Consider the following 25,647-nt stretch of genomic DNA (forward strand, 5'->3'; position numbering starts at 1 on the left):
CCCCAGTCTATCCTGATCAACAGGTGCGAGGTACTTTCATGGATTATCACAGCCCCGCCAGCTTTGCCGAGGCGTCGGCTCTGGCCGCAAATGCAACGGGCATCACTCGGTTTCTGGCAGGCGGCACCGATGTGCTGGTGCAGTTGCGCTCGGAATTGGTGACGCCCGATACGCTGATCGACATCAAGAAGATCGATGGCGTTAGCGAAATTACCCGCAATGCCGATGGCAGCTGGAAGCTGGGCGTCGCCGCGACCGGCGCCGAGATGAGCGAGCACGCCGCGTTGGGCCGCGATTGGCCGTGTGTGGTCGAGGCGATGGACCTGATTGGATCGACTCAGGTACAGGGGCGTGCGACGCTGACCGGGAATCTGTGCAATGGCTCTCCGGCGGCGGATTCGGTGCCAGCGATGGTTGCGGCAGGCGTTACGGTTACCGTGACTGGCCCGGACGGCACACGAGAGGTGGCGGTCGAAGACATCCCGACGGGACCTGGCAAGACCTCACTGGCCAAAGGCGAACTGATCTCGGCGGTCAACATTCCAGCGCGTGGCGACAACGCCGGTGACGCCTATCTGCGCTTTATCCCGCGCACCGAGATGGACATCGCGGTGGTTGGTGTGGGCGTAAGCTTGCGGCTGGATGGTGATACCATCACCGAAGCGCGTGTCTCGCTGGGCGCTGTCGCGCCGACCGTACTGCTGGTCGAAGACTGTGCGAAAGCGATTATCGGCAGCACGTTGGATGACGCGGCGCTGGACGCGCTCGCTGCAGCGGCCTCGGCTGCCTGCAATCCCATCGATGACAAACGCGGCACTATTGCATTCCGCACCGAAGTTGCTGGCGTTCTGGCCAAGCGCGCCGCAAAAATCGCCTATGCCCGCGCAAAGGGAGAAGACGTATGAGTAAGTTCCACGTATCCACCACCGTGAATGGGGACGCGGTCGAATACCTCTGCGACCCGCGCGAAACCCTGCTGGACTGTCTGCGCGACAAGCTGAACCTGACCGGCGCGAAAGAGGGCTGCGGCACCGGCGATTGCGGTGCTTGTTCGGTCAGCGTCGATGGCCGTTTGGTGTGTTCGTGCCTGATGCTGGGCGTCGAGGCTGAGGGCAAGCAGATCGAAACAGTTGAAGGGATCGCGGACGGCGACGTCCTGCATCCGCTGCAAAAGAAGATGATTGAGTATGCCGCCCTGCAATGCGGCATCTGTACCCCGGGCATTCTGGTGGCGGCCAAGTCGCTGCTGGAAAAGAACCCCAATCCCACCGAAGAGGAAACCCGGTACTGGCTGGCGGGCAACCTCTGCCGCTGCACCGGCTATGACAAAATCATTCGCGCCGTGATGGATACGGCGGCTGAGATGCGGGAGGCTTCGTAATGGCACTGGACGATCGCAAATCTGACTTCACGTTTGTCGGCACCCGCCCTGACCGCCCTGACGGTCTGGACAAGGTGACGGGCCGCGCCAAGTTCGGTGCGGATATCTCAGCCCCCGGCATGTTGCATGGCGCTATCCTGCGTTCACCCCATGCCCATGCGCGGATCGTCAAGATTGATGCTTCAAAGGCCGAGGCCCACAAAGACGTCAAAGCCGTTGTTACCCGCGCCGATTTCGCCGATGTCCCCTTCAAGCCGGGGCTGGAAGGGGAATTCTGGAACGTGCTGGAAAATGTCATGGCGGGCGAAAAGGCTCTGTATGACGGCCACGCGATTGCAGCAGTTGCAGCGACATCAGCCTTGGCGGCGCGCGATGCGCTGAAGCTGATCGAGGTTGAATATGAAGTTTTGCCCCACGTCACAGATGTGGACAAGGCGATGGCACCGGACGCGCCTGTCATCCGCGAAGGTGCGGCAGATTATTCGGTGCCTGAGGGGATGCACCCCAACGTGGTGCGCTATCACGAAAGCGGCCACGGAGATGTCGAAGCCGGATTTGCCGAGGCGGATCTGGTAATTGAGGACAGCTTCGTTACCGAGGCAACCCATCAGGGTTACATTGAACCTCATGCCTGCATGGGGTCTCTGGGTACTGACGGCAAAGGTGAGCTTTGGTGCACCACCCAGGGCCATTGGATCGCACAGAAAACCTGCGCGGCGTTGCTGGGCATCGAAACCTCACAACTGCGTGTGACCGCGTCTGAGATCGGCGGCGGCTTTGGTGGTAAGACCACTGTGTTCATCGAACCGGTTGCGTTGGCGCTCAGCCGCAAGGCCAACCGCCCCGTAAAGATCGTGATGACCCGGTCCGAGGTGTTCCGTGCGACCGGCCCGACCTCATCGGCGTCGATGGACATCAAGATCGGCATGAAAAAGGACGGCACCATCACAGCAGCCGAAGGCATCTTCCGCCTGCAGGGTGGTGCCTTCCCGGGTGCACCCGGCGACATGACCGCCATGTGTGCCTTTGCGCCCTACAACCTGACCAACGTTCGCCAGGTCGGTTATGACGTGATGGCCAACCGCCCGAAACAGGCCGCTTATCGCGCGCCGGGCGCTCCGATGGGTGCGTTTGCGGTCGAGTCCGTTCTGGATGAGCTGTGCAATCAACTCGGCCTCGACCCGGTGGATGTGCGCCTAAAAAACGCCGCGCATGAAGGCACCAAAGCCAGCTATGGCCCGACCTATGAGCGTATAGGTCTTGTCGAAACGCTTGAGGCCGCCAAGGCGCATCCGCATTACTCGGCCCCTTTGAAGCCGGGGCAAGGGCGCGGCATTTCTTGTGGGTTCTGGTTCAACCATGGTGGTGAGACCTCGGTATCTCTGGCGCTGTCCGAGGACGGCTCGGCCCAAGTCATGGTCGGTACACCGGACATCGGCGGATCACGTGCGTCGATGGCTCTGATGGCAGCTGAAGTTCTGGGTATCCCCTACGAGAATATCCGCGTGACCGTCGCCGATACGGCAACGCTGGGTTACAATGACGTAAGCCATGGCAGTCGCGTGACCTATGCCTCGGGTCTGGCGACAATCAAGGCGGCGCGCCATGCGGTCGAGCAGCTATGTGCCCGCGCAGCGGCCAGTTGGGGAATTCCGGTTGATGCGGTGAAATGGGAGAACGGTTGTGCCGTGCCCTCAGGCCCCAATGCCGGTGACTTCGATCCGCGCCCGCTGGCCGATATCACCGCCCATATGGGCGCGACCGGCGGCCCGATCTCGGGCCATTTCGAGGCTACGCCGGAAGGCGCGGGTGTATCCTTTGGCACCCATATCGTGGATGCCGAGGTCGACCCGGAAACCGGCAAGACCAGCATCACCCGCTACACGGTCATTCAGGACGCGGGCAAGGCGATCCACCCGACCTATGTCGAAGGCCAGTATCAGGGCGGAGCTGCGCAGGGCATCGGCTGGGCGCTGAACGAGGAATATATCTATGGTGAGGATGGCCGCTTGCAGAACTCGATTTTCCTCGATTACCGCATCCCGGTCGCCAGCGATCTGCCGATGATCGACACGGTGATTGTCGAAGTGCCCAACCCCGGCCACCCGTTCGGTGTGCGTGGTGTGGGAGAGACCGGCATCGTGCCGCCGTTGGCCGCCATCGCCAACGCGGTCTCCAACGCGGCCGGTGTACGCCTGAAGCAACTGCCAATGTCCCCGCCGCGCATTCTTGCCGCGCTCAAGGACAATGGTTGAGGTCCACCTCTGGTCTAGCCTCCGGTCTTTGACCGGGGGTCGCGAGGTGGTCGAGGTTGAGGCCGCCACCACGGGCGAATTGCTGCAGGAACTGGTGCGTATACATCCCCGGCTGCAGGCACCGATCGATGCTGGGGTCTCGGTGGCGTTGGACGGGCGCATCATCGCGACCGGACTGTCTGAGCCGATTCCGGAAGGTGCCGAGGTTTATCTGATGCAGCGTCTCAGGGGCGGTTGAAGGCGAAAGGTCTAATCGACCCCCTCCCTCACGCGAAATCACGGGATAGGATGAACGCGCAACACTGCTCGGTCAGATCTTGGAAGCGCGAACGCTCGCGGACATAGAGATACACTTGCCTTTTGTCGTGAAGGTCCGTGATCGGGCGGTAAGACACCGCCTCCGGCAAGAATTCGGCAACGGTTTGAGGAAGCACCGTGATCCACTCGCCCGATCGCACTAGTGTGATAAGTGAATGCGTGTTGTGAATTGTGATCTCGGCGTTTTTGATTGCCGTATGGAAAGCCGGCGTTTGAATCAGATCGCATAACATGTTTCGGACAAAGGGCGCGGTGGCCATGTCGGGGATAGTCAGCGGTTCAGCGCGTGTGATCAGAGGATGATCCGAGGCCGCGACCAATCCAAAGGAGTCCTGAAATAGCGGAATGGTTTGGATGCCGTTAAGGGCGTGATACCCGGATGCGATTCCGATATCTGCCTGATCCTGAGCGATGGCATCCAACACCTGCTGCGTGTCGGTGTCGCGCAGCTCGATCTTCACCCCGGGGGATTCGCTGCTCATGTGGTGCAATAGTGGTGGAAAGATCAACGCGCCAACCGACGGGACGGATACGATCCGGATCAATCCCTGTTCAGCCAGCGCGGCGGCCTCGATATTCTGGACAGTCTGATCGAATTGGCGCACTTGCCGCAAGCCCAGATCGAGTACCTGCTCACCCAGCGGGGAAAGCTGGTTCTTGCGCTCGCCTTCGAACAGCTTTTTGCCCAGATGGTCTTCGAGCTGCTTCAATGTCATCGAGACGGCTGATTGCGTTCGACCAAGGCGGTCGGCGGCCTCGGACAGGTTCCCGGTCTGGGCCACCGTGCAAAAGCAACGCAGCATCTCAATCTTGATTGCCAACTTCAGGTTCCTTGAAGTTTGTTTAAGTTATTTGAGTTTGACTGATGTGCATCGGAAAATCCATCCTGTGACAAACGAATTCAGACTCTGGGGCGCATTGTGACCAAACTGAACCTGATCGCTGGCGAATGGCTGGCAGGCGAAAGCGAAATCGAAAACCGCAACCCTTCTGATTTGACTGACCTGGTTGGTATGTTCGCGCAAGCCAGCAGCGACCAACTTGAAGCGACGCTGGATCAGGCGCGTATCGCGCAAGCTGAATGGGCTGCCTATGGGCTGGAACGTAAGCAGGCCGTTCTGAACGCCATCGGTAACGAGCTGATGACCCGCGCCGAGGAACTGGGCACGTTGCTCAGCCGGGAAGAGGGCAAACCGCTGGCCGAAGGTAAGGGCGAGGTCTATCGAGCGGGTCAGTTCTTTACCTACTACGCCGCTGAATGTCTTCGGCAGATTGGGGAAAACGCCGACTCCGTTCGCCCCGACATCGAGATTGACGTGCGCCGCGAAGCGGTGGGTGTTGTCGCCATTATCAGCCCGTGGAACTTTCCCACCGCGACCGCTTCTTGGAAGATTGCGCCCGCGCTGTGCTATGGCAACGCTGTGGTGTGGAAACCGGCCAACATCACGCCTGCCTCGGCTGTGGCCCTGACCGAGATCATCGAACGTCAGGACATTCCCAAGGGTCTGTTCAGCCTGGTGATGGGCTCGGGCCGTTCGATTGGCCAACGTCTGGTCGAAAGCCCCAAGGTCAACGCGATTTCCTTCACCGGTTCGGTTCCGGTCGGCAAAGGCATCGCGGCGGCGGCGATCCAGAACCTGACCAAAGTTCAGATGGAGATGGGGTCCAAGAACGCGCTGGCCGTGATGGACGACGCGGATTTGGATCTTGCGGTTTCGCTGGCATTGGGCGGCGCATTCGGCGGCACCGGTCAGAAATGCACCGCCTCGTCGCGGCTGGTGGTGCATGCAGACATCCATGATGCTTTTGTCGAGAAACTCGTCGCAGGCGCGCAGGCGATGAAAGTTGGCCACGCGCTGGAAGAAGGTGTTCAGATGGGCCCCGTCGTAAGCCAGCAGCAACTAGGCGAGAACCTCGCCTATGTCGATCTGGGTAAATCTGAAGGGGCCGAACTGGCCTGCGGCGCACAGCGCCTAAAGATGCCGCATGAGGGCTTCTACATGTCGCCGGGCGTGTTCCTGAACACCACCAACGACATGCGCATAAACCGCGAGGAAATGTTCGCGCCGCTGACCAGCGTCATCAAGGTTGGCAGCTATGACGAGGCGCTGAGTGTGGTGAACGACACCAATTTCGGCCTGACCTCGGGCATCGTGACTAAATCGCTGGCCCGTGCCACCCATTTCCGCCGCAATGCGCGAACTGGTGTGGTGACGGTGAATCTGCCTACGGCAGGCACCGATTATCACGTACCCTTTGGCGGTCGCGGCGACAGCTCGTACGGGCCGCGCGAACAAGGCAAAGCAGCGGCAGAGTTCTATACCACCGTCAAGACCGCCTATATCAGCGCAGGCCCCGTCTGATGCGTATCGACGCGCTGCAATATGTCAACTGGTCGGAGAAGATTTTCCGCCAACTGCGCGAAGGCGGCGTGGATGCGATCCACGTCACCATCGCTTATCATGAGAATTTCCGCGAAACCGTTCTGAACTTTGAAAAGTGGAATCGCTGGTTCGAGCAATACCCGGACCTGATCATGAAAGGCCGTTGGGCCAGCGACATCGACATCGCGCGCGAAACGGGGCGGACGGCTGTGTTCTTCGGGTTTCAGAACCCATCCCCGATCGAAGACGATATCGGTCTGGTTGAGGTTCTGCATGATCTGGGCGCTCGCTTCATGCAGCTGACCTATAACAACCAGTCGCTGCTGGCGACCGGCTGTTACGAGGCCGAAGACACCGGCATCACCCGCATGGGCAAGCAGGTGATCAAAGAGATGAACCGCGTGGGCCTTGTTGTCGATATGAGCCATTCGGCGGATCGGTCGACCATCGAAGCGGCGGAATTGTCCGAGCGCCCCATCGCCATCACCCATGCCAATCCGCACGAATGGTCACCCGCTTTACGCAACAAGCGCGATGCGGTGATCCGGGCGGTGACGGAAAATGGTGGGATGCTGGGCTTTTCGGTCTATCCTCATCACCTCAAGGACAAGTCCGACTGCACGTTGGAGAGTTTCTGTGAGATGATCGCCCGAACGGCTGAGAAATACGGTGCCCAGCATCTGGGGATTGGCACCGACCTGTGTCAAGATCAGCCCGACAGTGTGGTTGAATGGATGCGCGTGGGGCGCTGGACAAAACAGATCGACTATGGCGAGGGTTCGGCCTCGGCCCCCGGTTTCCCGCCCATGCCGGGCTGGTTTCGGGACAATCGCGACTTCGGCAACATCGAGTCCGGCTTGCGCGCCACTGGCATGAACTCCGACGAGGTCGCGGGGATCATGGGCGGCAACTGGTACCGCTTCTTTGCCGATAATTTTGGTCCACAAGGCACATGATGAACCAAAGCCCGCATATCGCACGCCGCGACCCGGCCACTGTGATGCGCCTGTCCCGTCTAGGATCGTTGCATCAATGCCGTCTTAGTTTTATGCGGCAATTGACCCGTCGGATGGCTGCCGAAAACTGGACATTCACCCGCCCGGTCTTCCTGATTGATGAAAAGGGCGTCGGTCACGCGGTTTACACCGCACAAGGTCCCGAACGCGCTTATTCGTTGGTGGCGTTTGCCCATGATCTGCCACCCGAGCAACGCTCGGATCGTGTGATCGCCGAGGCATGGGACGCGACCTTTGCGTTGTTTGACGGAATTCCTGACCCGGAAGACATTGAGCGGCTTTCGCAAAACGTACCTCTGCAAGAGGCCGGGCGTGTAAGCGAAAGCGAGCTGTCCTTGTCACGGGCCAACCGCTCGGTGCGTCTGTGGGCACATGTTGTGGATCGTCTTGCCACCGGTCAGCAGCCCGACCTCGAACAGATTTACAAGATCGGTTACCTGATGCGGACAACCGCCGTCTATGGCTCGGGCAAGTTCGGCGCGGCGGATCGTGAGAGGATTGCAGACCGAGACGAAGTCAGCGCGCCATTTCAGGCCGAGATGCTTTCGGTCTACCTGACGCGGACCTTCGTGCGCGATCTGGTGCAACATATGGCCCGCACCAAGGGTGGCGACCAGACCGCAGAGTTGAACCCGGAAATCGCGCGTTGGCTGGGTATAGGCAATTCGACCGGGCTAGGTATGGCGCCTTTCATCGTCAATCACCCGATCCTGTTCAACAACTGGATCATGGTCCGGGAAGAGGCGATCTCGCGGGTTCGGTCCATTGAGACCGCAACAGAGGCAGAAGCGGCCAAGTTTCGCAACATCTTCGCCCGTAGCAGATTGTCGATCTCGTGGTGGAAGTCCGAGCATCCAATCCAGATCGAAAAGCTCGCGGCGCTGAATGCTGACTTGTGCGCAATATCGGACTATCTCGACAAGACCGATCTGACGGGCAATCAGCCTTGGGACCGCTTGATAAAGTGGTCTCAGGCTGCGCTCAGCGAAGAAGGGCAGGAGTTGTTGGCCTCACTGATCCTTGAACCCTACGGAGAACTGGTCGATGGGCTGACCAGCTGTATGGCGGACAGCAACGGTGCGGCGCATGTGATTGATGGCACGATGACCGTTGGCGCAGTGCGCGACCTGATCCGCGCCAGCTTTGGCTGGGCAATGGATCTGGACTGGTACGCGCCCGAACACTGCGCGCGCGCTTGGTATGTGTCCGAGGAAAAGCTCGAGCCCCGGCTGGGTGAGCGGTTTGACGAGCCGATTGCAGACTACGAACAGCCGCTTGCCCCGGCGCGCGACGCGGCTCTGGCCGAAAGCGCGCTTTCGGAATGGGCGGATGGTGCACCCATCGCCGAGTTCCTACTTGAACACCCTGAACACCGCCACACGATCCGTCGCGCGCAAATGAGCCGCGTCGCGCCTTACGGCGAAATTCGCGACAACACGATCAGCGCGGATGTTCTGCCGATCGACATGCTGCGTGCCAAACTCTCGTTCTTTGGCGCCACGCATTTCGATCCTCGTTCAGACCGCTGGGTACGTATCTGCATGTATGCTGGCGCGCCTTATCCCGAAGAGTTAAGCAGCAAGACTGCCGATCTGTGGGTCTATCCGGAGCTAGGATCGTGAACGTATCGCTGAATGAGGTCGAAGCCACGGCCAAACGCGCCGCGCGCGGAGCCGGATATCCATGGGGTCTGGCGGAAGAGGCGGGCAAAGCCACACGTTGGCTATGCGCGCACGGGATTGATGGCACGAAATCCCTGGCGCAATTGTTGGAGCAAGGTCTGGCGGCCTCTCTCAAGAATCACCGCCCGGTTGAGATGCAGTCGGCTTGGGCGGGGCAAGGCGTGCTTTGTCCGATCATTACGGGCGCGTTGCTTTCTGATCGGTCTGACCTGCTGCACGCAGGTCCCATACGTATCCAAAACCTTGCGGTGCCTGTCTATCTGCTGCCCTTCGTAGCTTCTGCGGCGCGCGCTCAGGGTAGCGTGATCTCGCTTACGTCCGACCTGTTCTCGGCCGCAACGGATGGCGGTCATTTGGAAGCCGGGCAGGAATGGCCCGCGCTTTCTGATCACGTCCAGATCGCGCTGGGCGGCCAACTCTCCACCCCTCGACCGCAAGTGACCCGCGCAACACCGGACCCGGACAGTTGGGACACCCTTAACCGATTTGCCCACCGCACCTATGCGCCCGCCACCGAAGAATCCCGGCTGTTGGGTGCCGGTGCGGGCCTTTCCGACAATGACTGAATGAGAGACCGACATGATCGAAACCCGTACCCTTAGCCTTGCTGAAATCGAGGATCTTTCTTTCCGTGCGTTGGTGTCCGCGGGCACCAGCGAAGAAAACGCGCGTCCATTGGCAATTGCAACCGCCGCAACCGAGGCGGACGGGGTAGCGAGCCATGGTCTGGCCTATATCCCGATCTATTGCGAACATGTTCAGTGCGGCAAGGTAGATGGTCAGGCCAACCCTCAGCTGTCCCAGCCGCGCCCCGGCGTAGTGACGGTCGACGCCGCGACCGGGTTCGCCCACACGGCGATCGACGCGGGGTTCGAGGCATTGATCGCTGCGGCGCGCACGCAGGGCGTTGCGGTGCTGGCGATCCGCAACAGCTATAACTGCGGCGTTCTGGGGTATCACACCTACCGGCTGGCGCAGGCTGGTTTTGTGGGACTTGGGTTCACCAACGCGCCCGCCTCCATCGCGCCGTCCGGTGGTGCCAAACCGGTGGTCGGAACCAACCCATTTTCAATCGCGGTCCCTGGAAACGACGGCCAACCCGCATTACTGATCGATCAAAGCGCCAGCACCATCGCCAAAAGCGAGGTCATGAAACACGCGCGCGAAGGCAAACCAATCCCGGTTGGCTGGGCGTTGGACGCAGATGGCAACCCTACGACCGACCCGAATGTTGGGCTTAAGGGTTCCATGGCCCCATCGGGTGGGTACAAGGGGGTTGGCGTTGCCCTGATGACCGAGGTTTTGGCTGCAGCGCTGACTGGTGCCACGCTTGGGATACACGCCTCACCTTTTTCGGGAACCGCCGGTGGGCCTCCGAAAACAGGCCAGTTCTTTATTGCAATTGACGCTTCTGCGACTGCGGATGACGCATTTTCTTCCAGAATTGTCGATCTTGTCGAAGCGATCCGATCTCAGAACGGCGCACATTTGCCCGGTGACGGCCGCCAGGCAAAGCGTTTGGTGGCCAAGAACGATGGTGTGGCTGTCAGTGTAGCGACCCTCGACAAAATAGAAGCTCTGCTGACGTAGGGCTCGATGGCGAAGCTCCGGGACGCTCATGAAGATCTTTCTGGAAATCAGGACACGTGCGAATAGGGAGGAAACACATGTCTATGAAGGAACCTTTTACCGATCTGGAGATCAAGCGATCTTCGGGCGGGTTTTATGAAGGGCACAGTGTTGAGATTGCCTTGCTGAGCAAGTCAATCATGGTCGCGCTGGTTATCTGGGCGCTTGTCTGGCCCGCAAATGCAAACGGAGTTCTTGGAAGCCTGAACTCGCGTCTGCTGGAAGATTTCAACGCCTTCTATATCATTATTGTCGGCTTTTTTGTCTTTTTCCTGTTTGTCGTGGCGGCGCTGCCGCAAACCGGTAAGCGGCTTATGGGCCCAGAGGGCGAAAAACCAGAATTCTCGGATTTCTCATGGTTTTCGATGATGTTTGGCGCGGGCTTGGGCGTCGGTCTCATGGTGTTCGCTACCGCTGAGCCTTTAGGGCTGTGGGGATCGAACCCGGTTGTCATCGCGGGCGATGTCGTCGGCAATAGCGAAGACGCATTGCAGTCAGGATATCGCTACACTTTCTTGCATTACGGGTTTCACGCCTGGGCGATCTATGTGGTGACCGGCCTGTCGCTGGCCTATTACGCCTACACGCGCAACATGCCCCTGACTATTCGCACCGCGCTGACACCTCTGTTCGGCAAGCTGATGAACGGCTTCCTGGGCCACGTCGTGGATGTGCTGGGCGTGGTAGCAACCATTCTGGGTGTTTCAGTTACCATCGGGTACGGGGTTTCGCAGTTCATCGACGGCCTATACGCCATTTCGGGTATGGAATGGATGATGGATCTGACCGGTGACGCACCAGCCCCCAGCACTGTTGGTCTGCTGGCTGGCCTCATTGTGATCATGGGCCTTTCGATCATCTCGGCTGTCTCTGGTGTTGGTCGTGGCGTCAAGTACCTGTCTAACCTGAACCTGGTGTTGTCGCTGATCCTGTTGCTGGTCTTTGTTGTCTTTGGGTCGTTCCTGTTCGCGATGACGACTTACGCAACTGCATTTGTCGATTACATCCAGCACTTCATTTCGCTCAGCTTTGGTGCTTTCAATCCGCAATCGGCGGCGGCGTTTGATGCTGCCCTGCCGAGTGAAGCAGCGCCGTTTGCCGATGCGCTTTATGCCGGTGCGACCAATCCTTGGGGATCGTTTGACGGGTTCAAATCTGGCCTGGAAGGCGACGCCGCCGCGCTGCCGGAATCTGTACTGGCTTCGGTCTACGCCGCAGGTGATCCGGGTCGGCAGTTTGGCTGGCAAGCGGGCTGGACCACGTTCTACTGGGCCTGGTGGATTGCGTTTTCGCCTTTCGTCGGCCTGTTCCTGGCGCGCATTTCCAAAGGACGCTCTGTGCGTGAGTTCATCATCGGTTGTGTCTTTGCCCCTGCGCTGGTCTGCTTTGCGTGGATGACCATTCTGGGTGGCACCGCGATCGATCTAGAACTGAATGGCACCGCCGAAGGCGCCATCGTCGGGGCGTCGAACACCGCCAAGCTGTTTGTCACATTGCAAGAGATGATCACCGGTGGGCTGTTGTCTGGCATCACCGTGATGTGCGTCGTCCTGATCATGACCTTCCTGGTCACCTCGGCGGACTCGGGCATTCTGGTGATGAACACCATCATGTCTGGCGGAGATCAGAACATCGGTAACAAGCACAAGATCGTCTGGGGCCTTATCCTGACAGCGGTGATTGGCGCTCTGATCCTCGCTGCGGGTGAAAACAATCCGATGGACGCCTTGCGAAATGCGATGATCATCGGTGCGCTACCCTTTACGATGGTCATGGGCCTGATGTGCATAGCGCTCGCCAAGGCGCTTTATCGCGATGGTCTGAGGCAAAAGCAGACCACAGCACCTGCGGAATAAACCTAGGCACGGGCGGTTGTGATGCAACCGCCCGCTGTCATCAGGCGCTTGCGCGCGTCAACTTCAACTCAATTCAATGAAAATGCCAGTGGCTGAGACGCCACGTGATCGTGCACCACTCGAAGCATTATGTCGGACGTGAAGATGGTGCTGCTGGAGAGAATTGAACTCTCGACCTCTCCCTTACCAAGGGAGTGCTCTACCTCTGAGCTACAGCAGCGCTGTGGGCGGGTGATTAGACTCAAACGAAACGCGGCGCAAGGGTGTCTGGACGGTTTTTTTCTACTCCTGTAGAGAAAGGCAATGGCAGACAAAAATTCACCTAAAAAACACGGCAAGTCCGGGGAAACGCGCGAAGACCGTCTAAAGGCGGCGCTAAAAGCGAATATGGCGCGGCGCAAGGCTCAGGCCAAGGCGCGGGCCACCTCCGGGGACAAAGCCGGAAATGACGAGGGATAAGAGCAAATGGATTCGATTCTGGTAACGGGTAATGGCCCGCTGAACGGGCAGATTCCCATTGCGGGGGCCAAAAATGCGTGTCTGACGCTGATGCCCGCGACCTTGCTCAGCGAAGAACCGCTGACGTTGACCAACGCGCCGCGTTTGAGTGACATCAAGACCATGACGGCGCTGCTGCGGTCGCTGGGGGCCGAGGTGTCTTCGCTGCAGGATGGTCAGGTCATTGCGATGTCCAGCCATGACCTGAACAGCCACACGGCGGATTATGACATCGTGCGAAAAATGCGCGCTTCGAACCTGGTGTTGGGGCCGATGCTGGCGCGGCTGGGGCAGGCCGTGGTGTCGCTACCTGGTGGATGTGCCATTGGCGCGCGCCCGATGGATTTGCATGTCGAAGGGCTTGAGGCGCTGGGCGCCGAGATCGAGCTTAAAGATGGCTATCTGCACGCGAAGGCGTCGGGCGGGCTGAAAGGTGCTGTGCATGAGATGCGCTTTGCCTCGGTTGGCGCGACCGAGAACATCGTCATGGCCGCCACGCTGGCCAAGGGCACCACGGTGCTGAAAAACGCCGCGCGCGAGCCCGAGATTGTCGATCTGGTCGAATGCTTGCGCAAGATGGGCGCTCAGATTTCGGGTGAGGGGACCTCGACCATCGAAATTCAGGGTGTCGATCGTCTGCACGGCGCGACCCATCAGGTGGTGACCGACCGGATTGAGCTGGGCACTTATATGCTGGCCCCGGCGATCTGCGGGGGCGAGGTTGAGCTGCTGGGCGGGCGCATGTCGCTGGTCGAATCCTTCGCCGCCAAGCTGGATGCGGCGGGGATCAGTGTTTCTGAAACCGACAAGGGGCTGAAAGTTTCTCGTAAGAACGGGCGTGTGACCTCGGTCGATGTGGTCACCGAACCCTTCCCCGGCTTCCCGACCGATCTGCAGGCGCAGATGATGGCGCTGATGTGTACTGCCGAAGGTGTGTCCGTGCTTGAAGAGCGTATTTTCGAGAATCGCTTTATGCATGCGCCCGAACTGGTGCGCATGGGCGCGAATATCGAGGTACATGGCGGCACGGCCACCGTAACCGGGGTCGAACGATTGAAAGGCGCTCCGGTGATGGCGACAGACCTGAGGGCCTCAGTCTCGCTGATCCTTGCCGGAATGGCGGCGGAAGGTGAGACGGTTGTCAGCCGGGTCTATCATTTGGACCGCGGATATGAACATGTGGTGCGCAAGCTGGAAGGCGTGGGCGCAAAGATCGAACGGATTAAAGGTCAATGACAGACGCGAGTTTCAAAGACGGCCGCGAGGCACCGCTGAACCTTGGAGCCGAAGATGCCGACGACCTGCAGGTGATTGCGACCCTGACGCAGGATGCGGTTTTCCCGGTGACCGAGATGACATGGCAACCCGGCCAGCGCCGCTTTGCGCTGCTGCTCAATCGCTTTCGTTGGGAAGACAAGGATGCCGCTGCCCGGCGCGGTCGCGCCTACGAGCGGGTGCAGGCCGTTTTGATGTTCGGCTCGGTTCTGTCGGTAGCCAGTCAGGGCATCGACCGCAGCGACAAGGACATGATCCTGTCTCTGCTCTCGGTCGAATTCGAGCCAAGCGAGGATGGTGCGGGGCAAATCCTGTTGACCTTGGCAGGCGACGGCGCGATCCGCCTGTCGGTTGAGGCCATCGATGCAACGCTCAAGGATGTGACGCGTCCCTACAAGGCGCCTTCTGGACAAGCGCCCCATCACCCCGAGTGAAGAATAAACGTGGCATCGCTCAGGCCTTCCCGAATCCGCCACGCGGCATCGCGGTGCGGCGGGCAACCGTGTTTGATGTATTCGACATCAGCCGTGTTCTGATCCGATCGATCCGTGACCTCTGTCGGGCGGATCATCTGGATAATCCCGAAAACCTTTCCCGCTGGTCTGCCAATAAGGATCCGGCTTCGGTCCGAAACTGGATCGATAGTGGAGCAATCCTTTGGGTCGCTACGCAAGTGGGAGTGGTTACTGCAGTGGGCGGTCTAAGTGGCGAGGGTGAGATATCTCTGCTCTATGTCGATCCCGATCACGCAGGGCGCGGACTCGGAACAGCGCTGCTGCATCGGTTGGAAGAGGAACTGCAGACACGTGGCGTCGCTGAGGCGCATCTGCACGCAACCAAAACGGCACATTCGTTCTATCTGGCGCACGGCTGGCATGATGTCGGCGACCCGACGGAATGGCACGGCATTCCCCAATTCCCAATGCGCAAATCGCTGCACCCAGTGGCCTAAGGGTTGAGGCCACCCGGCCCGGGCGATAAGACCCGTTGAAACGCTTCCGGAGTCTCTCACATGCCCGTTTTCCTCGATACGACCTCCGCCGATTTCGAACCTGCATTTCAGGCGCTGTTGTCCGCCAAGCGCGAGGACAGCCCCGACGTGGATGCGGTTGTGTCGCAGATCATCGATGATGTGCGGACCCGTGGTGATGCTTCGGTGATCGAACTTACCGCGAAATTCGACCGGCTGGAGCTGACGCCCGAGACCATGGCCTTTTCATCCAATGAGATCGCCGAGGCCGTCGCGCAGGTCACGCCACAGGACCGCGCCGCGTTGGAACTGGCTGCAGAACGCATTCGTGCATATCACGAAAAGCAGATGCCCGAGGATCATCAGTGGACCGATGAGGCAGGCGCAACACTCGGCTGGCGCTGGTCGGCGGTGTCGGCTGCGGGGCTTTATGTGCCGGGCGGATTGGCTTCATACCCGTCGTCGGTTTTGATGAACGCAATACCTGCGAAGGTGGCGGGCGTAGACCGGTTGGCCATTGTCGTCCCCACACCCGAGGGTCAGGCAAACCCGCTGGTCCTGCTGGCGGCACAACTGTCGGGCGTGGATGAGATTTATCGCATCGGCGGCGCTCAAGCTGTGGCCGCTTTGGCCTATGGCACCGATACGATTGCGCCGGTGGACAAGATCACCGGGCCGGGCAATGCTTTTGTCGCCGCTGCCAAACGTCGGGTTTTTGGCAAGGTCGGCATCGATATGATCGCGGGCCCCTCGGAGATTCTGGTAATCGCCGACAAGGATAATGACCCCGACTGGATCGCGCTGGACCTGCTCAGCCAGGCCGAGCATGACGAAAGCGCCCAGTCCATTTTGATCACGGATGACGCAGAATTTGGTCAAGCCGTGACGCAAGCGGTGGAAAAACGTCTTGAGACCCTGCAACGCCGCGCCATCGCCCGGGCCAGCTGGCGCGACTTTGGTGCCGTAATCACTGTGCGCGACCTGGGCGAGGCTGCCGCGCTGTCCAACCGCATCGCGCCTGAACATCTGGAACTCTGCGTGGCCGACCCGGTGGGGTTAAGCCAGCAAACGATCCATGCCGGTGCCATTTTCCTGGGCCAGTACACGCCCGAAGCCATTGGCGATTATGTCGGCGGCCCCAATCACGTGCTGCCCACAGCGCGTTCGGCGCGCTTTTCGTCTGGCCTTAGCGTGATGGATTTTCTCAAACGCACAACGCTCAGCCATATGACACCCGAAGCTTTGCGCGCTATCGGCCCGGCGGCTGAAACGCTTGCGCAATCCGAAAGCCTCGAAGCGCATGGCCTGTCCGTTTCGGCGCGCCTTAACCGGCTGAATGGCTGAAGTGACGCAATGACTTGGCACGCATGGCGCTTCTGTACGTTGCTCAATGAAAATCGTTGTTATAGGTCTGTGCAGACGCAAGGATTGTGACCGTTAAGATGACCCGTATTTCGCATATCGAACTGGACGACCGAAATCTGCCCCCGCCGACACCTGAGATCGAGCAGGAGCGGAAGGTCGCCATATATGATTTGCTTGAAGATAACTCGTTCACGCTGCCAGCGCGCGACGATCGGATGATCCCCGACGGGCCCTACCATGTGCAGCTATCAATCCGTGATAAGCGACTGGTTTTCGATATCGCCACCGAAGCCAGCGAGAAGGCGGCTGAGTTTCATCTGTCGCTTGGTCCATTCCGGCAGGTCGTAAAAGACTATTTTCAGATCTGCGAGAGCTATTTCGATGCGGTGAAAACACTGCCGCCCAGCCAGATCGAAACGATCGATATGGCTCGGCGCGGCATCCACAACGAAGGCAGCCGCGTATTACAGGAAAGGCTGGAAGGCAAAGCTGAGGTTGATACTGATACTGCCCGCCGCCTCTTTACGCTCATCTGCGTCCTTCATTTTGGAGGCTAACGGGTGACGCCTCTGCCGCAGTCCATTCTGTTCTGTTGCGACCACAATTCGGTTCGGTCACCCATGGCCGAAGGCATCATGAAGAAGTTTTACGGCACCGGCACCTATGTGCAATCCGCCGGTGTGCATAACGATCTTGAGATCGATGGGTTCTGCATCGCAGCCTGTCAGGAGATTGGCGTTGAGCTGTCCCGTCACCGCTCGCGTTCTTTTGACGAAATGGAGCAATGGGGCGATGACCTCAGTTCATTTGATCTGATCGTGGCCCTGTCACCCGCAAGCCAGCGAAAAGCGCTGGAACTGACGCGTTTTTTTCACCTGGATGTCGATTATTGGCCAATTATGGACCCTACCGGACTAGGTGAAACCCGCGAGGACAAGCTACGTCATTATCGACAAACCCGAGATCAGATCATCGCGCATCTGAAAGACCGCTGGGGTGAACCGACGGAGTGACCATGAACCCGACCGTGAAAACTTACTTTGATGCCTTCAATGCCGGTGACGTGGATGGCATGTTGGCCTGCCTGTCGGATGACGTGGCCCATCATGTCAACGAAGGTCAGATTCGCGTCGGCAAAGAGAAATTTGCCGCCTTCTGCGCGCATATGAACCGCTGCTACCGCGAGAACCTGACGGATATCGTGATCTTTGAAGCCGAAGGCGGTACCCGTGCTGCGGCTGAGTTCATCGTCAACGGAACCTATCTGGAAACTGATGAAGGTCTGCCAGAAGCGTATGGGCAGACTTACCGCTTGCCTGCGGGTTCGTTTTTTGACCTTAACGACGGCAAGATCACCCGCGTGACCACGTTTTACAACCTTGCGGACTGGACCAAACAGGTCTCGAATGGCTGAGATTTCGCAGGTCCGCGCAATGACCGGATCGACATTGGTCGACGCGTTGGATGAAGTCGCGCGCCTGCGGATCGACGTATTTCACGCTTGGCCATATCTCTATGATGGCGATCTGAAGTATGAGCGGAAATACCTGCAGTCCTACGTCGATAGCGCCAGGGCCATCGTTGTCGGAGCGTTCGACGGTGATACTTTGGTGGGTGCTTCGACGGGTGCACCTTTGACGGATCACGCCGACGATTTCGCGGCCGCGTTCGAAGGCTCGGGCCTATCGCTGGGCGATATCTTCTATTGCGCAGAATCGGTTCTGCTGCCGGAGTATCGCGGGCAGGGAGCAGGCCATACGTTCTTTGATCTGCGCGAAGCCCACGCCCATGCGATGGGATTCACCAAAAGCGCCTTCTGCAGTGTAGTACGCCCTGACGACCACCCCATGCGACCAGATCATTACCGCCCGTTGGATGCCTTCTGGCGCGCGCGGGGATATGCGCCGCTTCCTGGCGTCGTGGCGCTATTCTCGTGGAAGGATCGAGGCGACGATTGCGAAACCCAAAAGCCGCTTCAATTCTGGATTCGGGATTTATAAGCCATCCATGCGCGTCGCGCCGGGTGTTTGAAACGGGTTGTGGCATTGTGAGTTGGCGATGACATGTGCGGCCGAATTTGCCTGAAACACCCTATGATTGTATAGTTTCACCTATTCAATTGCGCGTTTTCATGGGGAAATTTGATGAAGTCCGTTTTCAATCGCCTGATTCCGGCCTTGGTGCCGCTGACTTTGATCACCGGTTGTGCCTACGAGAATAGGGCCTTTAATGCCGAGCAAACCGTGCTGTCGAATACATCGGGAGACGTTATCCAGCACGCTGTTGGGATCGGGGGTGCGTTTGAAACGGCACCAAAAACATTTCAGTCCACAAGCCTGTTGCTTGAACGCGGTCCTATTCGTACGTCGTATTATGCGCTGCAACTTTCAGATGCCTACAAAAGGCTGGGCGACGAAGCAGCGCGCAATCGGGACCTGACAGCGGCGGCACTGATCACTGTAGCAGGCGGTGCCGCGCTTGGAAGTGCGGCCTCGATCTCAGGAAAAGACCTGGCCTTGGTCTTGGCCGGTGGAGCTTTGATCAATGAAGGCGTTAAATACGTAAACCCTAACAGCGCGGCGCAGGCTTTCTACGTGGCATCCGAGTCAATGGCGTGCGCAAGCGCTGCGATTGCCGCCCATGTGCCCGTGGACACTCCACCTGACATTCGTGTGTCTTCTCTGGCCCTTTGGTACATTCGAAAAATTGAGGTTTTGCTGCGCGCGGGATTGAAGCGGGACGTACCGGACTGGAACACGTTGCTCAAAAACCTTGGTTTGACGAGGCAAGGAGCCAATGAGGTGGACGCTCTGCGAGCTGGAGACATAAACCTCAGTGCATTGGAAGTAGACCTGGAAAAGTGCCTGAGGCGAGAACCGGTCGAGAAAGGCAGAGCCAAGACTTAGTACGTCGTGCGGGAGACTTTTCCGTGGTACAAAAAATACGCCTCTGTTTTTGACCTCAATCCGAAAACTGCCGCCGTTTTGCTGCGCGGATCTCGCGAGCTTGTTGTTCTTGACCAACGCGAAATGAATCCTCGACGAAATCCATATGCGTGCGTGCGGCGGTTTCTGCACGGTCCGGGTCGCCATCGATGATGGCCTGCGCGATTGCCTTGTGCTGATCAAGCAGTGCTTCACCCGTGCCGTCCATCGAGCGCAGGAAGCGGCGGTTGTAGAACACGCCTTGGCGCGTGAGGTCATAGATGGATGCCATCATGTGGATAAGGGTCGTGTTTTGGCTCGCATCGACAACGGCGGCGTGCAGTCGAAAATCAGCCTCTTCACTGGCATCCTGATCGTCATTCTCCCAGGCTCGCTGCATTTCATCGATGATTTCTGCGATCCGTTCCTTGTCGGACTGTGTGGCGCGCTGTGCGGCGAGGCGGCTGGCAAAGGCCTCTTGCTCGCGCCGGTATTCAAGATAATCGTAGAAAGCACTGCCGTGCCGGGCATAGAGAGACAGAAGGGCGGGCGACATGGCACGACCGGTCAGTGGGGCGATAAAGGTGCCCTCGCCATGTCGCACGGTCACCAAGCCGCGATTTTCGAGGATTTGGAGTGCTTCGCGCAGCTTGGGGCGTGAAACGCCTAGGGCTTCCGCAAGCTCCCGTTCAGACGGGATTTTGCGACCCTCTTTCAGGATTCCATCAACAATCATTGTCTCGATTTGTGCAACGACAGCATCGGCAATTGATTCGTGACCAACGGGATCAAAGAGGCTGTTCGTGCTCATAATTCCTGTCCGGTAGTTAGATTAAAGATCGTCGAAGTTGTTTATAATATTTACCACTAGCTTTCGACATTGCAAGAAAAACTACCCAAAAATACGGATGCTCGCTGCACGTATAAGCGTTTGTTTTTATTGAGTGTCGCAAAATTATTCGAAAATTTTGGGTTATGAAAGGTCAATCTTGGTTATGAGCCACACCACCGCGGCGTAGCCAAATTGGTAAATATAATTGTTGACTGAATGACAAGGTAAACAATATTTACCACTTAAGCCGTGCTCGCGGCGAGAGTGACAGCCAGACCACCGGCTGATCTTTACCTTGGAGGAGAACCCATGAAGACCACCCTGACATCGCTTGCCGTTGCGGCCTCGCTGCTGGCAGCCCCGGTTGCCCACGCGGCGGATAAGATGCTGCTGAAAACCCCAATCGCGTTTTCAACCGCTCTACCGGGCCTCGGCTCGCCGATCCCGCGCGTGGCCGAACAGCTGGACCTGATGTCCGGCGGCACGCTGAAGATGAAGGTTTACGAACCGGGCAAGCTGGTCCCGCCGTTTGAAATTCTGGATGCGGTGTCTTCAGGCAAGATCAATTCGGGCTATACCACCGCCGGCTACTGGGCGGGTAAGATCCCGGCTGCACCGTTGTTCTCGGCCGTTCCGTTTGGCCCTGAGGCGGGTGAATACATGGCGTGGCTGTACTATGGCAACGGCATGAGCTTGTATCAGGAGATGTATGATCAGGCCGGTTTCAACGTCCATGTCATTCCCTGCGCCATTATCGCTCCCGAAACCTCGGGCTGGTTCGCGAATGAGATCAACAGCCCCGAAGACCTGAACGGCCTGAAGATGCGCTTTTTCGGTCTGGGCGGTGAAGTGATGCAGAAGCTGGGTGTGGCGACGTCACTGCTGCCCGGCGGCGAAATCTTCCCGGCACTGGAAAAAGGCGCGATCGACGCGACCGAATTCTCGATGCCTGCCATCGACGCACGCCTCGGTTTCCACAAGTTGGTCAAGTACAACTATTTCCCCGGCTGGCACCAGCAAGCGACGGTGTTTGAACTGATGATCAACAAGGACGTCTGGAACGAAGCCAGCGATCAGCACAAAGCGATCATCGAAAATGCCTGTAAGGCTTCGATGGCTGACAGCTTTGCCGAAGGTGAGGCGATCCAACACGCTGCGCTGCTGGACAACGTTGAAAACAATGGTGTTCAGATCAAGCAGTGGAACGACGAGATGCTGTCGACCTTCCGCGCGACCTGGGAAGAGGTTGCCGCAGAACAGGCCGCCAACGACGAATTCTTTGCCAAGGTTCTGGCCGACATGAACGAATTCCGTGACGGTTATGCGGTCTGGAAAGAGAACGCATTCCTCCCCCGCAAGTAAATTTGCCACTTGCGATTGTCCGGGGGCGGCTTCCTTCCGCCGCCCTCGGACCCTTCTGATTTTCTTTATTTTCCCCAACGACCCGGGCGCATTCACGTCCCCACTGCCAAACTCTTGAGGAGGAGACCATGGCCGAGACACAGCGTCATCAGGACGACCCGATTGAAGTCTATGAAAGTATCCTTGAGCATGGTGAGCCCGACCGTCAAAAGCTGGCAGTAGCGATCGACAACGGCGTCAAAGCGGTAGGTCATGTGGTCATGTGGGCCAACCTGTTGCTGGTTGGGGCCATCGTTTCACAGGTGGCGATGCGCTATCTACTGAACCAGAACTATCCCAAACTAGACGAGATCCAGTGGCATTTCTACGGGTTGGTGACGATGGTCGGCATCTCGTATGCGCTGGTCACCGACAGCCATGTGCGAGTGGACTTGCTGCATATGCAACTCAGCCAGCGTGCGCGGCGGATTATCGAGATCATCGGAATTTTCACCCTGCTCGTGCCGTTCATCTATCTGATGATCGATCAGGGCTATGACTATTTCTACGAAAGCTGGAGGGTCAACGAATCCTCGGACAGCCCCACCGGCCTGCCCGCGCGTTGGGCCTTGAAAGGTGTGATCCCGGCCAGTTTTGTATTGCTAGCATTGGCTGCAGCGGCGCGGCTGATTCACGACGTGCACGCGCTATTCATGAATTTGGATGAAGAGCGTCAGGGCAAGGGCCTGCGCCTGATCATCTGGGCCCTTCTGGGCTTTGCTGTGGTCGCAACAGCGCTGACCTTCCTGGTTGAAACAACCGAGGAAAAACTGGTCATCGCCATGTTCCTGACCTTCATCGCGTTGCTGTTCACCGGATTCCCGGTGGCGTGGACGCTGGCCGGGGTTGGCGTTGCGTATTGCGGTCTGGCCTATGTGTTCGACAATGGCATGATGAACTGGACCGGGCTTGAGGAAACGCTGACCGGTCTGGACTATCTGACGCTGGGCGCGGTGGTGAACCGGGTCTATGCCACCATGTCAAATGCGGTTCTGGTGGCGCTGCCAATGTTCATCTTCATGGGCCTGATGTTGGACGAATCCGGTGTGGCCGAGCGTTTGATGTCCTCGATGCAGCGCCTGTTCGGCACGGTGCGCGGCGGGCTGGCGATCACGGTAACGATGATCGGCATCATTCTGGCCGCCTCGACCGGGATCATTGGGGCATCTGTGGTTCTGTTGGGCGTGCTTTCGCTGCCGTCGATGATGGAGCAGAAATACAGCCCCTCATTGGCCGCCGGTGTGGTCAGCGCTTCAGGCACGCTGGGCATCCTCATCCCGCCGTCGATCATGCTTGTCATCATGGCGGACCAGATGGCGCTATCGGTCGGCGACCTATTTATGGCTGCAGTGTTCCCCGGCGTGATCATTGGCGCGCTCTACCTGACCTATATTTTTGTCATCGCCCTGATCAAACGCGACGTGGCCCCGGTACCCGAAGGCGCAACCCGTCCTGACTGGAACGCAGTCAAGGACGTGCTGATTGCAGTCTTGCCGACGCTGGCCCTGATCCTCGCCGTGCTGGGCTCGATCTTCGCGGGTTTGACCACACCGACCGAAGCCTCGGGCGTGGGCGCGTTGGGAGCCACTCTGCTGGCGCTGGGATATCGCAAGCTGACGCTGGCCAAGCTGGTGAACGTGCTGAAAGCAACGTTCAACACCACCGCCTATATCTTCGCGATCTTCCTGGGTGCCACAGTGTTCTCCTATGTCTTGCGCGAACTGGGCGGCGACGCGCTGATCGAGGATATGATCCACAGTACCGGGCTCGGCCCAAATGGCACTGTCTTCATGATCCTGTTCATCGTCTTCCTGCTGGGCTTCGTGCTGGACTGGATCGAGATCACGCTCATCGTTCTGCCCTTGATGCGCCCCATCGTGAACGGGCTGGGCCTGGATATCGACGGCTTCGGTGTCATCGATGAACCTGCGCTGGTGTGGTTCGTAATCCTTGTGGCGGTGACGTTGCAGACCTCTTTCCTGACACCTCCGGTTGGATTTGCGCTTTTCTATCTAAAAGGGGTCTGCCCGCCCGAGATCAAGCTGACTGACATCTATAAAGGGATTATCCCATTCGTGATACTGCAGCTGACCGGCCTGTTCTTTGTCTTCTTGTGGCCGCAACTGGCCACGTGGTTGCCCTCGGTCGCGTATTAACGGAGGGTAGCTGGATGAACGATGCCGATCTGATCAAGCGTCTTCAGGCCATTTGTGGGCGGCGGCGCGTTTTGACTTCGTCGCGCAGTACCCGCCGCTTTCGCCGGGGGTTCAGATCAGGTGAAGGGGACGCGCTCGCGGTGGCTCAGCCCGCCACGCTGCTGGAACAATGGCAGGTGCTTCAAGCCTGCGTTGCCGCCGACAAAATCGTCATCATGCAAGCCGCCAATACCGGCCTGACCGAAGGGTCTACGCCCAAGGGTAGCTACGATCGTGATGTAGTGTTGATCAACACGCGGCGGATGGACGATCTGCATCTGATCAATGATGGCAAGCAGGTCATCAGCTTTCCGGGCAGCACACTGTTTGCGCTGGAAAAGCTGCTGGACCCGATTGGCCGCCAGCCGCATTCGGTGATCGGATCTTCGTGCATCGGTGCCTCAGTCGTTGGCGGGGTGTGCAACAACTCGGGCGGATCGCTGGTCGAGCGCGGCCCCTCCTATACCGAGCTGTCACTGTACGCGCGGATCACTCAGGACGGCGAGCTTGAGTTGGTCAATCATCTGGGCATGCAGTTGGGTGATACACCCGAAGAAATCCTGACCCGGCTGCAGAACGGTGATTTCTCAGCAACTGATATCGAGACCGACAATCGCAAAGCCTCTGACACCGATTACGCCCGTCGGGTGCGTAATGTAGATGCTGAAACGCCGGCACGCTTTAACGCTGATAAGTCGCGTCTATACGAAGCAGCGGGCTGCGCGGGTAAACTGGCGGTTTTTGCGGTTCGGCTGGATACATATGCCAAGAACGAAGCAGAACGTACTTTCTACGTCGGGGCGCACGACACCGAGGCATTCACGGAATTGCGCCGTCGCATCCTGTCCGACTTCAAAACCCTGCCGGTCAGCGCTGAATACATGCATGAGGAGGTATTCGATATCTCTGACCGCTATGGCAAAGACACCATGGTGATGATTGACAAGTTGGGCACCGACCGTTTGCCCACTTTCTTTGCGCTGAAGGGCGCGGTGGACGCGCGTTTGGAAGGCATTCCGGTTCTCGGCAATTTTACCGATCGTTTCATGCAGTTCGCGATGCGACTTTGGCCCGATATCCTGCCGCGCCGGATGCGGGCCTATCGGGATCGGTTTCCGCATCACCTCATACTCAAAATGCGCGATGGCGGTATCGATGAAGCGCGCGATCTACTCAATGACATGACTGCTGAAGACAAGCTGGATTTCTTTGAATGCGACCTGCGTGAGGCAAAGATCGCTGGGCTACATCGTTTTGCTGCCGCAGGTGCAGCCATTCGTTATATGAAGGTTCATGCAGCCGAAGTGGAAGATATCATCGCCCTAGATATCGCGCTGCGCCGCAATGACGTCGACTGGTTCGAAGACTTGCCAGTTGAGATCGCGGATCAACTGGTCGGCAAGCTCTACTATGGCCACTTCATGTGTCATGTTCTGCATCAGGATTACATCGTCAAGAAAGGCGCGGATCCGAACGCGTTGAAGGCCGCAATGCTAAAGTTGCTGGACATACGCGGCGCTGAATACCCGGCCGAACACAATGTCGGCCACCTCTATGCGGCCAAACCCGATCTGGCAGCTTTCTACAAGTCGATCGATCCCACGAACAGTATGAACCCGGGAATCGGAAAGATGTCCCGCAACAAGCACTATTCGTGAGACGGAAC

25 protein-coding genes and 1 tRNA gene are annotated in these 25,647 nt (G+C 58.4%); 23 read left to right on the forward strand and 3 right to left on the reverse strand.

Going from position 1 to position 25,647, the window contains the following annotated elements; genetic code table 11:
- Nucleotides 1–38: 38 nt before the first annotated feature.
- Genes ACRZ9U_RS19220 through ACRZ9U_RS19235 form a run of 4 tightly spaced genes read left to right on the forward strand, consistent with a single transcriptional unit; the run spans nucleotide 39 to nucleotide 3,874 of the window.
- Nucleotides 39–905 (forward strand): FAD binding domain-containing protein, encoded by an 867-nt coding sequence (locus tag ACRZ9U_RS19220; protein WP_170408210.1) that lies wholly within the window; start codon nucleotides 39–41, stop codon nucleotides 903–905.
- Nucleotides 902–1,381, forward strand: coding sequence for a (2Fe-2S)-binding protein (locus tag ACRZ9U_RS19225; protein WP_170408211.1), 480 nt, complete (start codon nucleotides 902–904; stop codon nucleotides 1,379–1,381). The genes ACRZ9U_RS19220 and ACRZ9U_RS19225 overlap by 4 nt, the downstream gene beginning before the upstream one ends.
- Nucleotides 1,381–3,636 (forward strand): xanthine dehydrogenase family protein molybdopterin-binding subunit, encoded by a 2,256-nt coding sequence (locus ACRZ9U_RS19230; protein WP_170408212.1) that lies wholly within the window; start codon nucleotides 1,381–1,383, stop codon nucleotides 3,634–3,636. Before ACRZ9U_RS19225 ends, ACRZ9U_RS19230 begins: the two co-directional genes overlap by 1 nt.
- A complete protein-coding gene (locus ACRZ9U_RS19235) occupies nucleotides 3,629–3,874 on the forward strand; it encodes a MoaD/ThiS family protein (protein WP_170408213.1) in 246 nt (81 codons plus the stop codon). The genes ACRZ9U_RS19230 and ACRZ9U_RS19235 overlap by 8 nt, the downstream gene beginning before the upstream one ends.
- 28 nt (nucleotides 3,875–3,902) lie before the next feature.
- Here the strand turns inward: ACRZ9U_RS19235 and ACRZ9U_RS19240 are convergent, their stop codons facing one another.
- Nucleotides 3,903–4,775: a LysR family transcriptional regulator gene (locus tag ACRZ9U_RS19240; protein ID WP_170408214.1), complete on the reverse strand. Its 873-nt coding sequence runs from the start codon at nucleotides 4,773–4,775 to the stop codon at nucleotides 3,903–3,905.
- Between the two features lie 99 nt (nucleotides 4,776–4,874).
- Here ACRZ9U_RS19240 and ACRZ9U_RS19245 point away from each other — a divergent pair, with 99 nt between their 5' ends.
- The 6 genes from ACRZ9U_RS19245 (at nucleotide 4,875) to ACRZ9U_RS19270 (ending at nucleotide 12,521) form a co-directional block, all read left to right on the forward strand.
- On the forward strand, nucleotides 4,875–6,317 hold the full coding sequence (locus tag ACRZ9U_RS19245; RefSeq protein WP_170408215.1) for an aldehyde dehydrogenase family protein: 1,443 nt from the start codon (nucleotides 4,875–4,877) through the stop codon (nucleotides 6,315–6,317).
- Nucleotides 6,317–7,294: a membrane dipeptidase gene (locus ACRZ9U_RS19250; protein WP_170408216.1), complete on the forward strand. Its 978-nt coding sequence runs from the start codon at nucleotides 6,317–6,319 to the stop codon at nucleotides 7,292–7,294. The genes ACRZ9U_RS19245 and ACRZ9U_RS19250 overlap by 1 nt, the downstream gene beginning before the upstream one ends.
- Nucleotides 7,294–8,976, forward strand: coding sequence for a hypothetical protein (locus ACRZ9U_RS19255; RefSeq protein ID WP_170408217.1), 1,683 nt, complete (start codon nucleotides 7,294–7,296; stop codon nucleotides 8,974–8,976). Before ACRZ9U_RS19250 ends, ACRZ9U_RS19255 begins: the two co-directional genes overlap by 1 nt.
- Nucleotides 8,973–9,602, forward strand: a complete 630-nt coding sequence (locus ACRZ9U_RS19260; RefSeq protein ID WP_170408218.1) for a DUF3726 domain-containing protein — start codon at nucleotides 8,973–8,975, stop codon at nucleotides 9,600–9,602. The genes ACRZ9U_RS19255 and ACRZ9U_RS19260 overlap by 4 nt, the downstream gene beginning before the upstream one ends.
- A gap of 13 nt (nucleotides 9,603–9,615) precedes the next feature.
- Complete coding sequence (locus ACRZ9U_RS19265; RefSeq protein WP_170408219.1) at nucleotides 9,616–10,626, forward strand: Ldh family oxidoreductase; 1,011 nt, start codon at nucleotides 9,616–9,618, stop codon at nucleotides 10,624–10,626.
- Nucleotides 10,627–10,703: 77 nt separating this feature from the next.
- Nucleotides 10,704–12,521: a BCCT family transporter gene (locus ACRZ9U_RS19270; protein WP_170408220.1), complete on the forward strand. Its 1,818-nt coding sequence runs from the start codon at nucleotides 10,704–10,706 to the stop codon at nucleotides 12,519–12,521.
- A 145-nt stretch (nucleotides 12,522–12,666) separates the two neighbouring features.
- Here ACRZ9U_RS19270 and ACRZ9U_RS19275 read toward each other — a convergent pair.
- Nucleotides 12,667–12,741: transfer RNA gene (locus ACRZ9U_RS19275), tRNA-Thr, on the reverse strand.
- An 83-nt stretch (nucleotides 12,742–12,824) separates the two neighbouring features.
- Between ACRZ9U_RS19275 and ACRZ9U_RS19280 the strand changes: the two genes are divergently transcribed.
- The 10 genes from ACRZ9U_RS19280 (at nucleotide 12,825) to ACRZ9U_RS19325 (ending at nucleotide 19,535) form a co-directional block, all read left to right on the forward strand.
- A complete protein-coding gene (locus ACRZ9U_RS19280) occupies nucleotides 12,825–12,980 on the forward strand; it encodes a hypothetical protein (protein ID WP_170408221.1) in 156 nt (51 codons plus the stop codon).
- Nucleotides 12,981–12,986: 6 nt separating this feature from the next.
- On the forward strand, nucleotides 12,987–14,255 hold the full coding sequence (murA, locus tag ACRZ9U_RS19285) for a UDP-N-acetylglucosamine 1-carboxyvinyltransferase (RefSeq protein ID WP_170398447.1): 1,269 nt from the start codon (nucleotides 12,987–12,989) through the stop codon (nucleotides 14,253–14,255).
- The gene (locus ACRZ9U_RS19290; RefSeq protein WP_170408222.1) at nucleotides 14,252–14,728 is read left to right on the forward strand and encodes a DUF2948 family protein; all 477 of its coding nucleotides are present in this window, start codon (nucleotides 14,252–14,254) and stop codon (nucleotides 14,726–14,728) included. The genes murA and ACRZ9U_RS19290 overlap by 4 nt, the downstream gene beginning before the upstream one ends.
- Nucleotides 14,725–15,246 carry a GNAT family N-acetyltransferase gene (locus tag ACRZ9U_RS19295; RefSeq protein ID WP_170408223.1) on the forward strand — a complete coding sequence of 174 codons (522 nt, stop codon included), beginning with the start codon at nucleotides 14,725–14,727 and terminating at the stop codon, nucleotides 15,244–15,246. The genes ACRZ9U_RS19290 and ACRZ9U_RS19295 overlap by 4 nt, the downstream gene beginning before the upstream one ends.
- 60 nt (nucleotides 15,247–15,306) lie before the next feature.
- The gene (hisD, locus tag ACRZ9U_RS19300) at nucleotides 15,307–16,608 is read left to right on the forward strand and encodes a histidinol dehydrogenase (protein WP_170408224.1); all 1,302 of its coding nucleotides are present in this window, start codon (nucleotides 15,307–15,309) and stop codon (nucleotides 16,606–16,608) included.
- 98 nt (nucleotides 16,609–16,706) lie between these two features.
- Nucleotides 16,707–17,186: a UPF0262 family protein gene (locus ACRZ9U_RS19305; protein WP_170398457.1), complete on the forward strand. Its 480-nt coding sequence runs from the start codon at nucleotides 16,707–16,709 to the stop codon at nucleotides 17,184–17,186.
- 3 nt (nucleotides 17,187–17,189) lie between these two features.
- Nucleotides 17,190–17,642, forward strand: a complete 453-nt coding sequence (locus ACRZ9U_RS19310) for an arsenate-mycothiol transferase ArsC (protein WP_170398460.1) — start codon at nucleotides 17,190–17,192, stop codon at nucleotides 17,640–17,642.
- Nucleotides 17,643–17,644: 2 nt separating this feature from the next.
- Complete coding sequence (locus tag ACRZ9U_RS19315) at nucleotides 17,645–18,043, forward strand: ketosteroid isomerase-related protein (protein WP_170398462.1); 399 nt, start codon at nucleotides 17,645–17,647, stop codon at nucleotides 18,041–18,043.
- Nucleotides 18,036–18,629, forward strand: coding sequence for a GNAT family N-acetyltransferase (locus tag ACRZ9U_RS19320; protein ID WP_170408225.1), 594 nt, complete (start codon nucleotides 18,036–18,038; stop codon nucleotides 18,627–18,629). Before ACRZ9U_RS19315 ends, ACRZ9U_RS19320 begins: the two co-directional genes overlap by 8 nt.
- A gap of 144 nt (nucleotides 18,630–18,773) precedes the next feature.
- Nucleotides 18,774–19,535, forward strand: a complete 762-nt coding sequence (locus tag ACRZ9U_RS19325; RefSeq protein ID WP_170408226.1) for a hypothetical protein — start codon at nucleotides 18,774–18,776, stop codon at nucleotides 19,533–19,535.
- A 55-nt stretch (nucleotides 19,536–19,590) separates the two neighbouring features.
- Here the strand turns inward: ACRZ9U_RS19325 and ACRZ9U_RS19330 are convergent, their stop codons facing one another.
- Nucleotides 19,591–20,364, reverse strand: a complete 774-nt coding sequence (locus ACRZ9U_RS19330) for a FadR/GntR family transcriptional regulator (protein WP_170408227.1) — start codon at nucleotides 20,362–20,364, stop codon at nucleotides 19,591–19,593.
- Nucleotides 20,365–20,694: 330 nt separating this feature from the next.
- On the opposite strand from ACRZ9U_RS19330, the gene ACRZ9U_RS19335 reads away from it, so the two are divergent.
- The 3 genes from ACRZ9U_RS19335 (at nucleotide 20,695) to dld (ending at nucleotide 25,639) form a co-directional block, all read left to right on the forward strand.
- Entirely contained in the window at nucleotides 20,695–21,747 is a 1,053-nt protein-coding gene (locus ACRZ9U_RS19335; RefSeq protein WP_170398473.1) for a TRAP transporter substrate-binding protein, read from the forward strand.
- 128 nt (nucleotides 21,748–21,875) lie between these two features.
- Nucleotides 21,876–23,942: a TRAP transporter large permease subunit gene (locus tag ACRZ9U_RS19340; RefSeq protein ID WP_170408228.1), complete on the forward strand. Its 2,067-nt coding sequence runs from the start codon at nucleotides 21,876–21,878 to the stop codon at nucleotides 23,940–23,942.
- A gap of 14 nt (nucleotides 23,943–23,956) precedes the next feature.
- Nucleotides 23,957–25,639 (forward strand): D-lactate dehydrogenase, encoded by a 1,683-nt coding sequence (gene dld, locus ACRZ9U_RS19345; RefSeq protein WP_170408229.1) that lies wholly within the window; start codon nucleotides 23,957–23,959, stop codon nucleotides 25,637–25,639.
- Nucleotides 25,640–25,647 lie beyond the last annotated feature (8 nt).

The sequence above is a fragment of the Ruegeria sp. D7 genome (genome assembly GCF_056534355.1).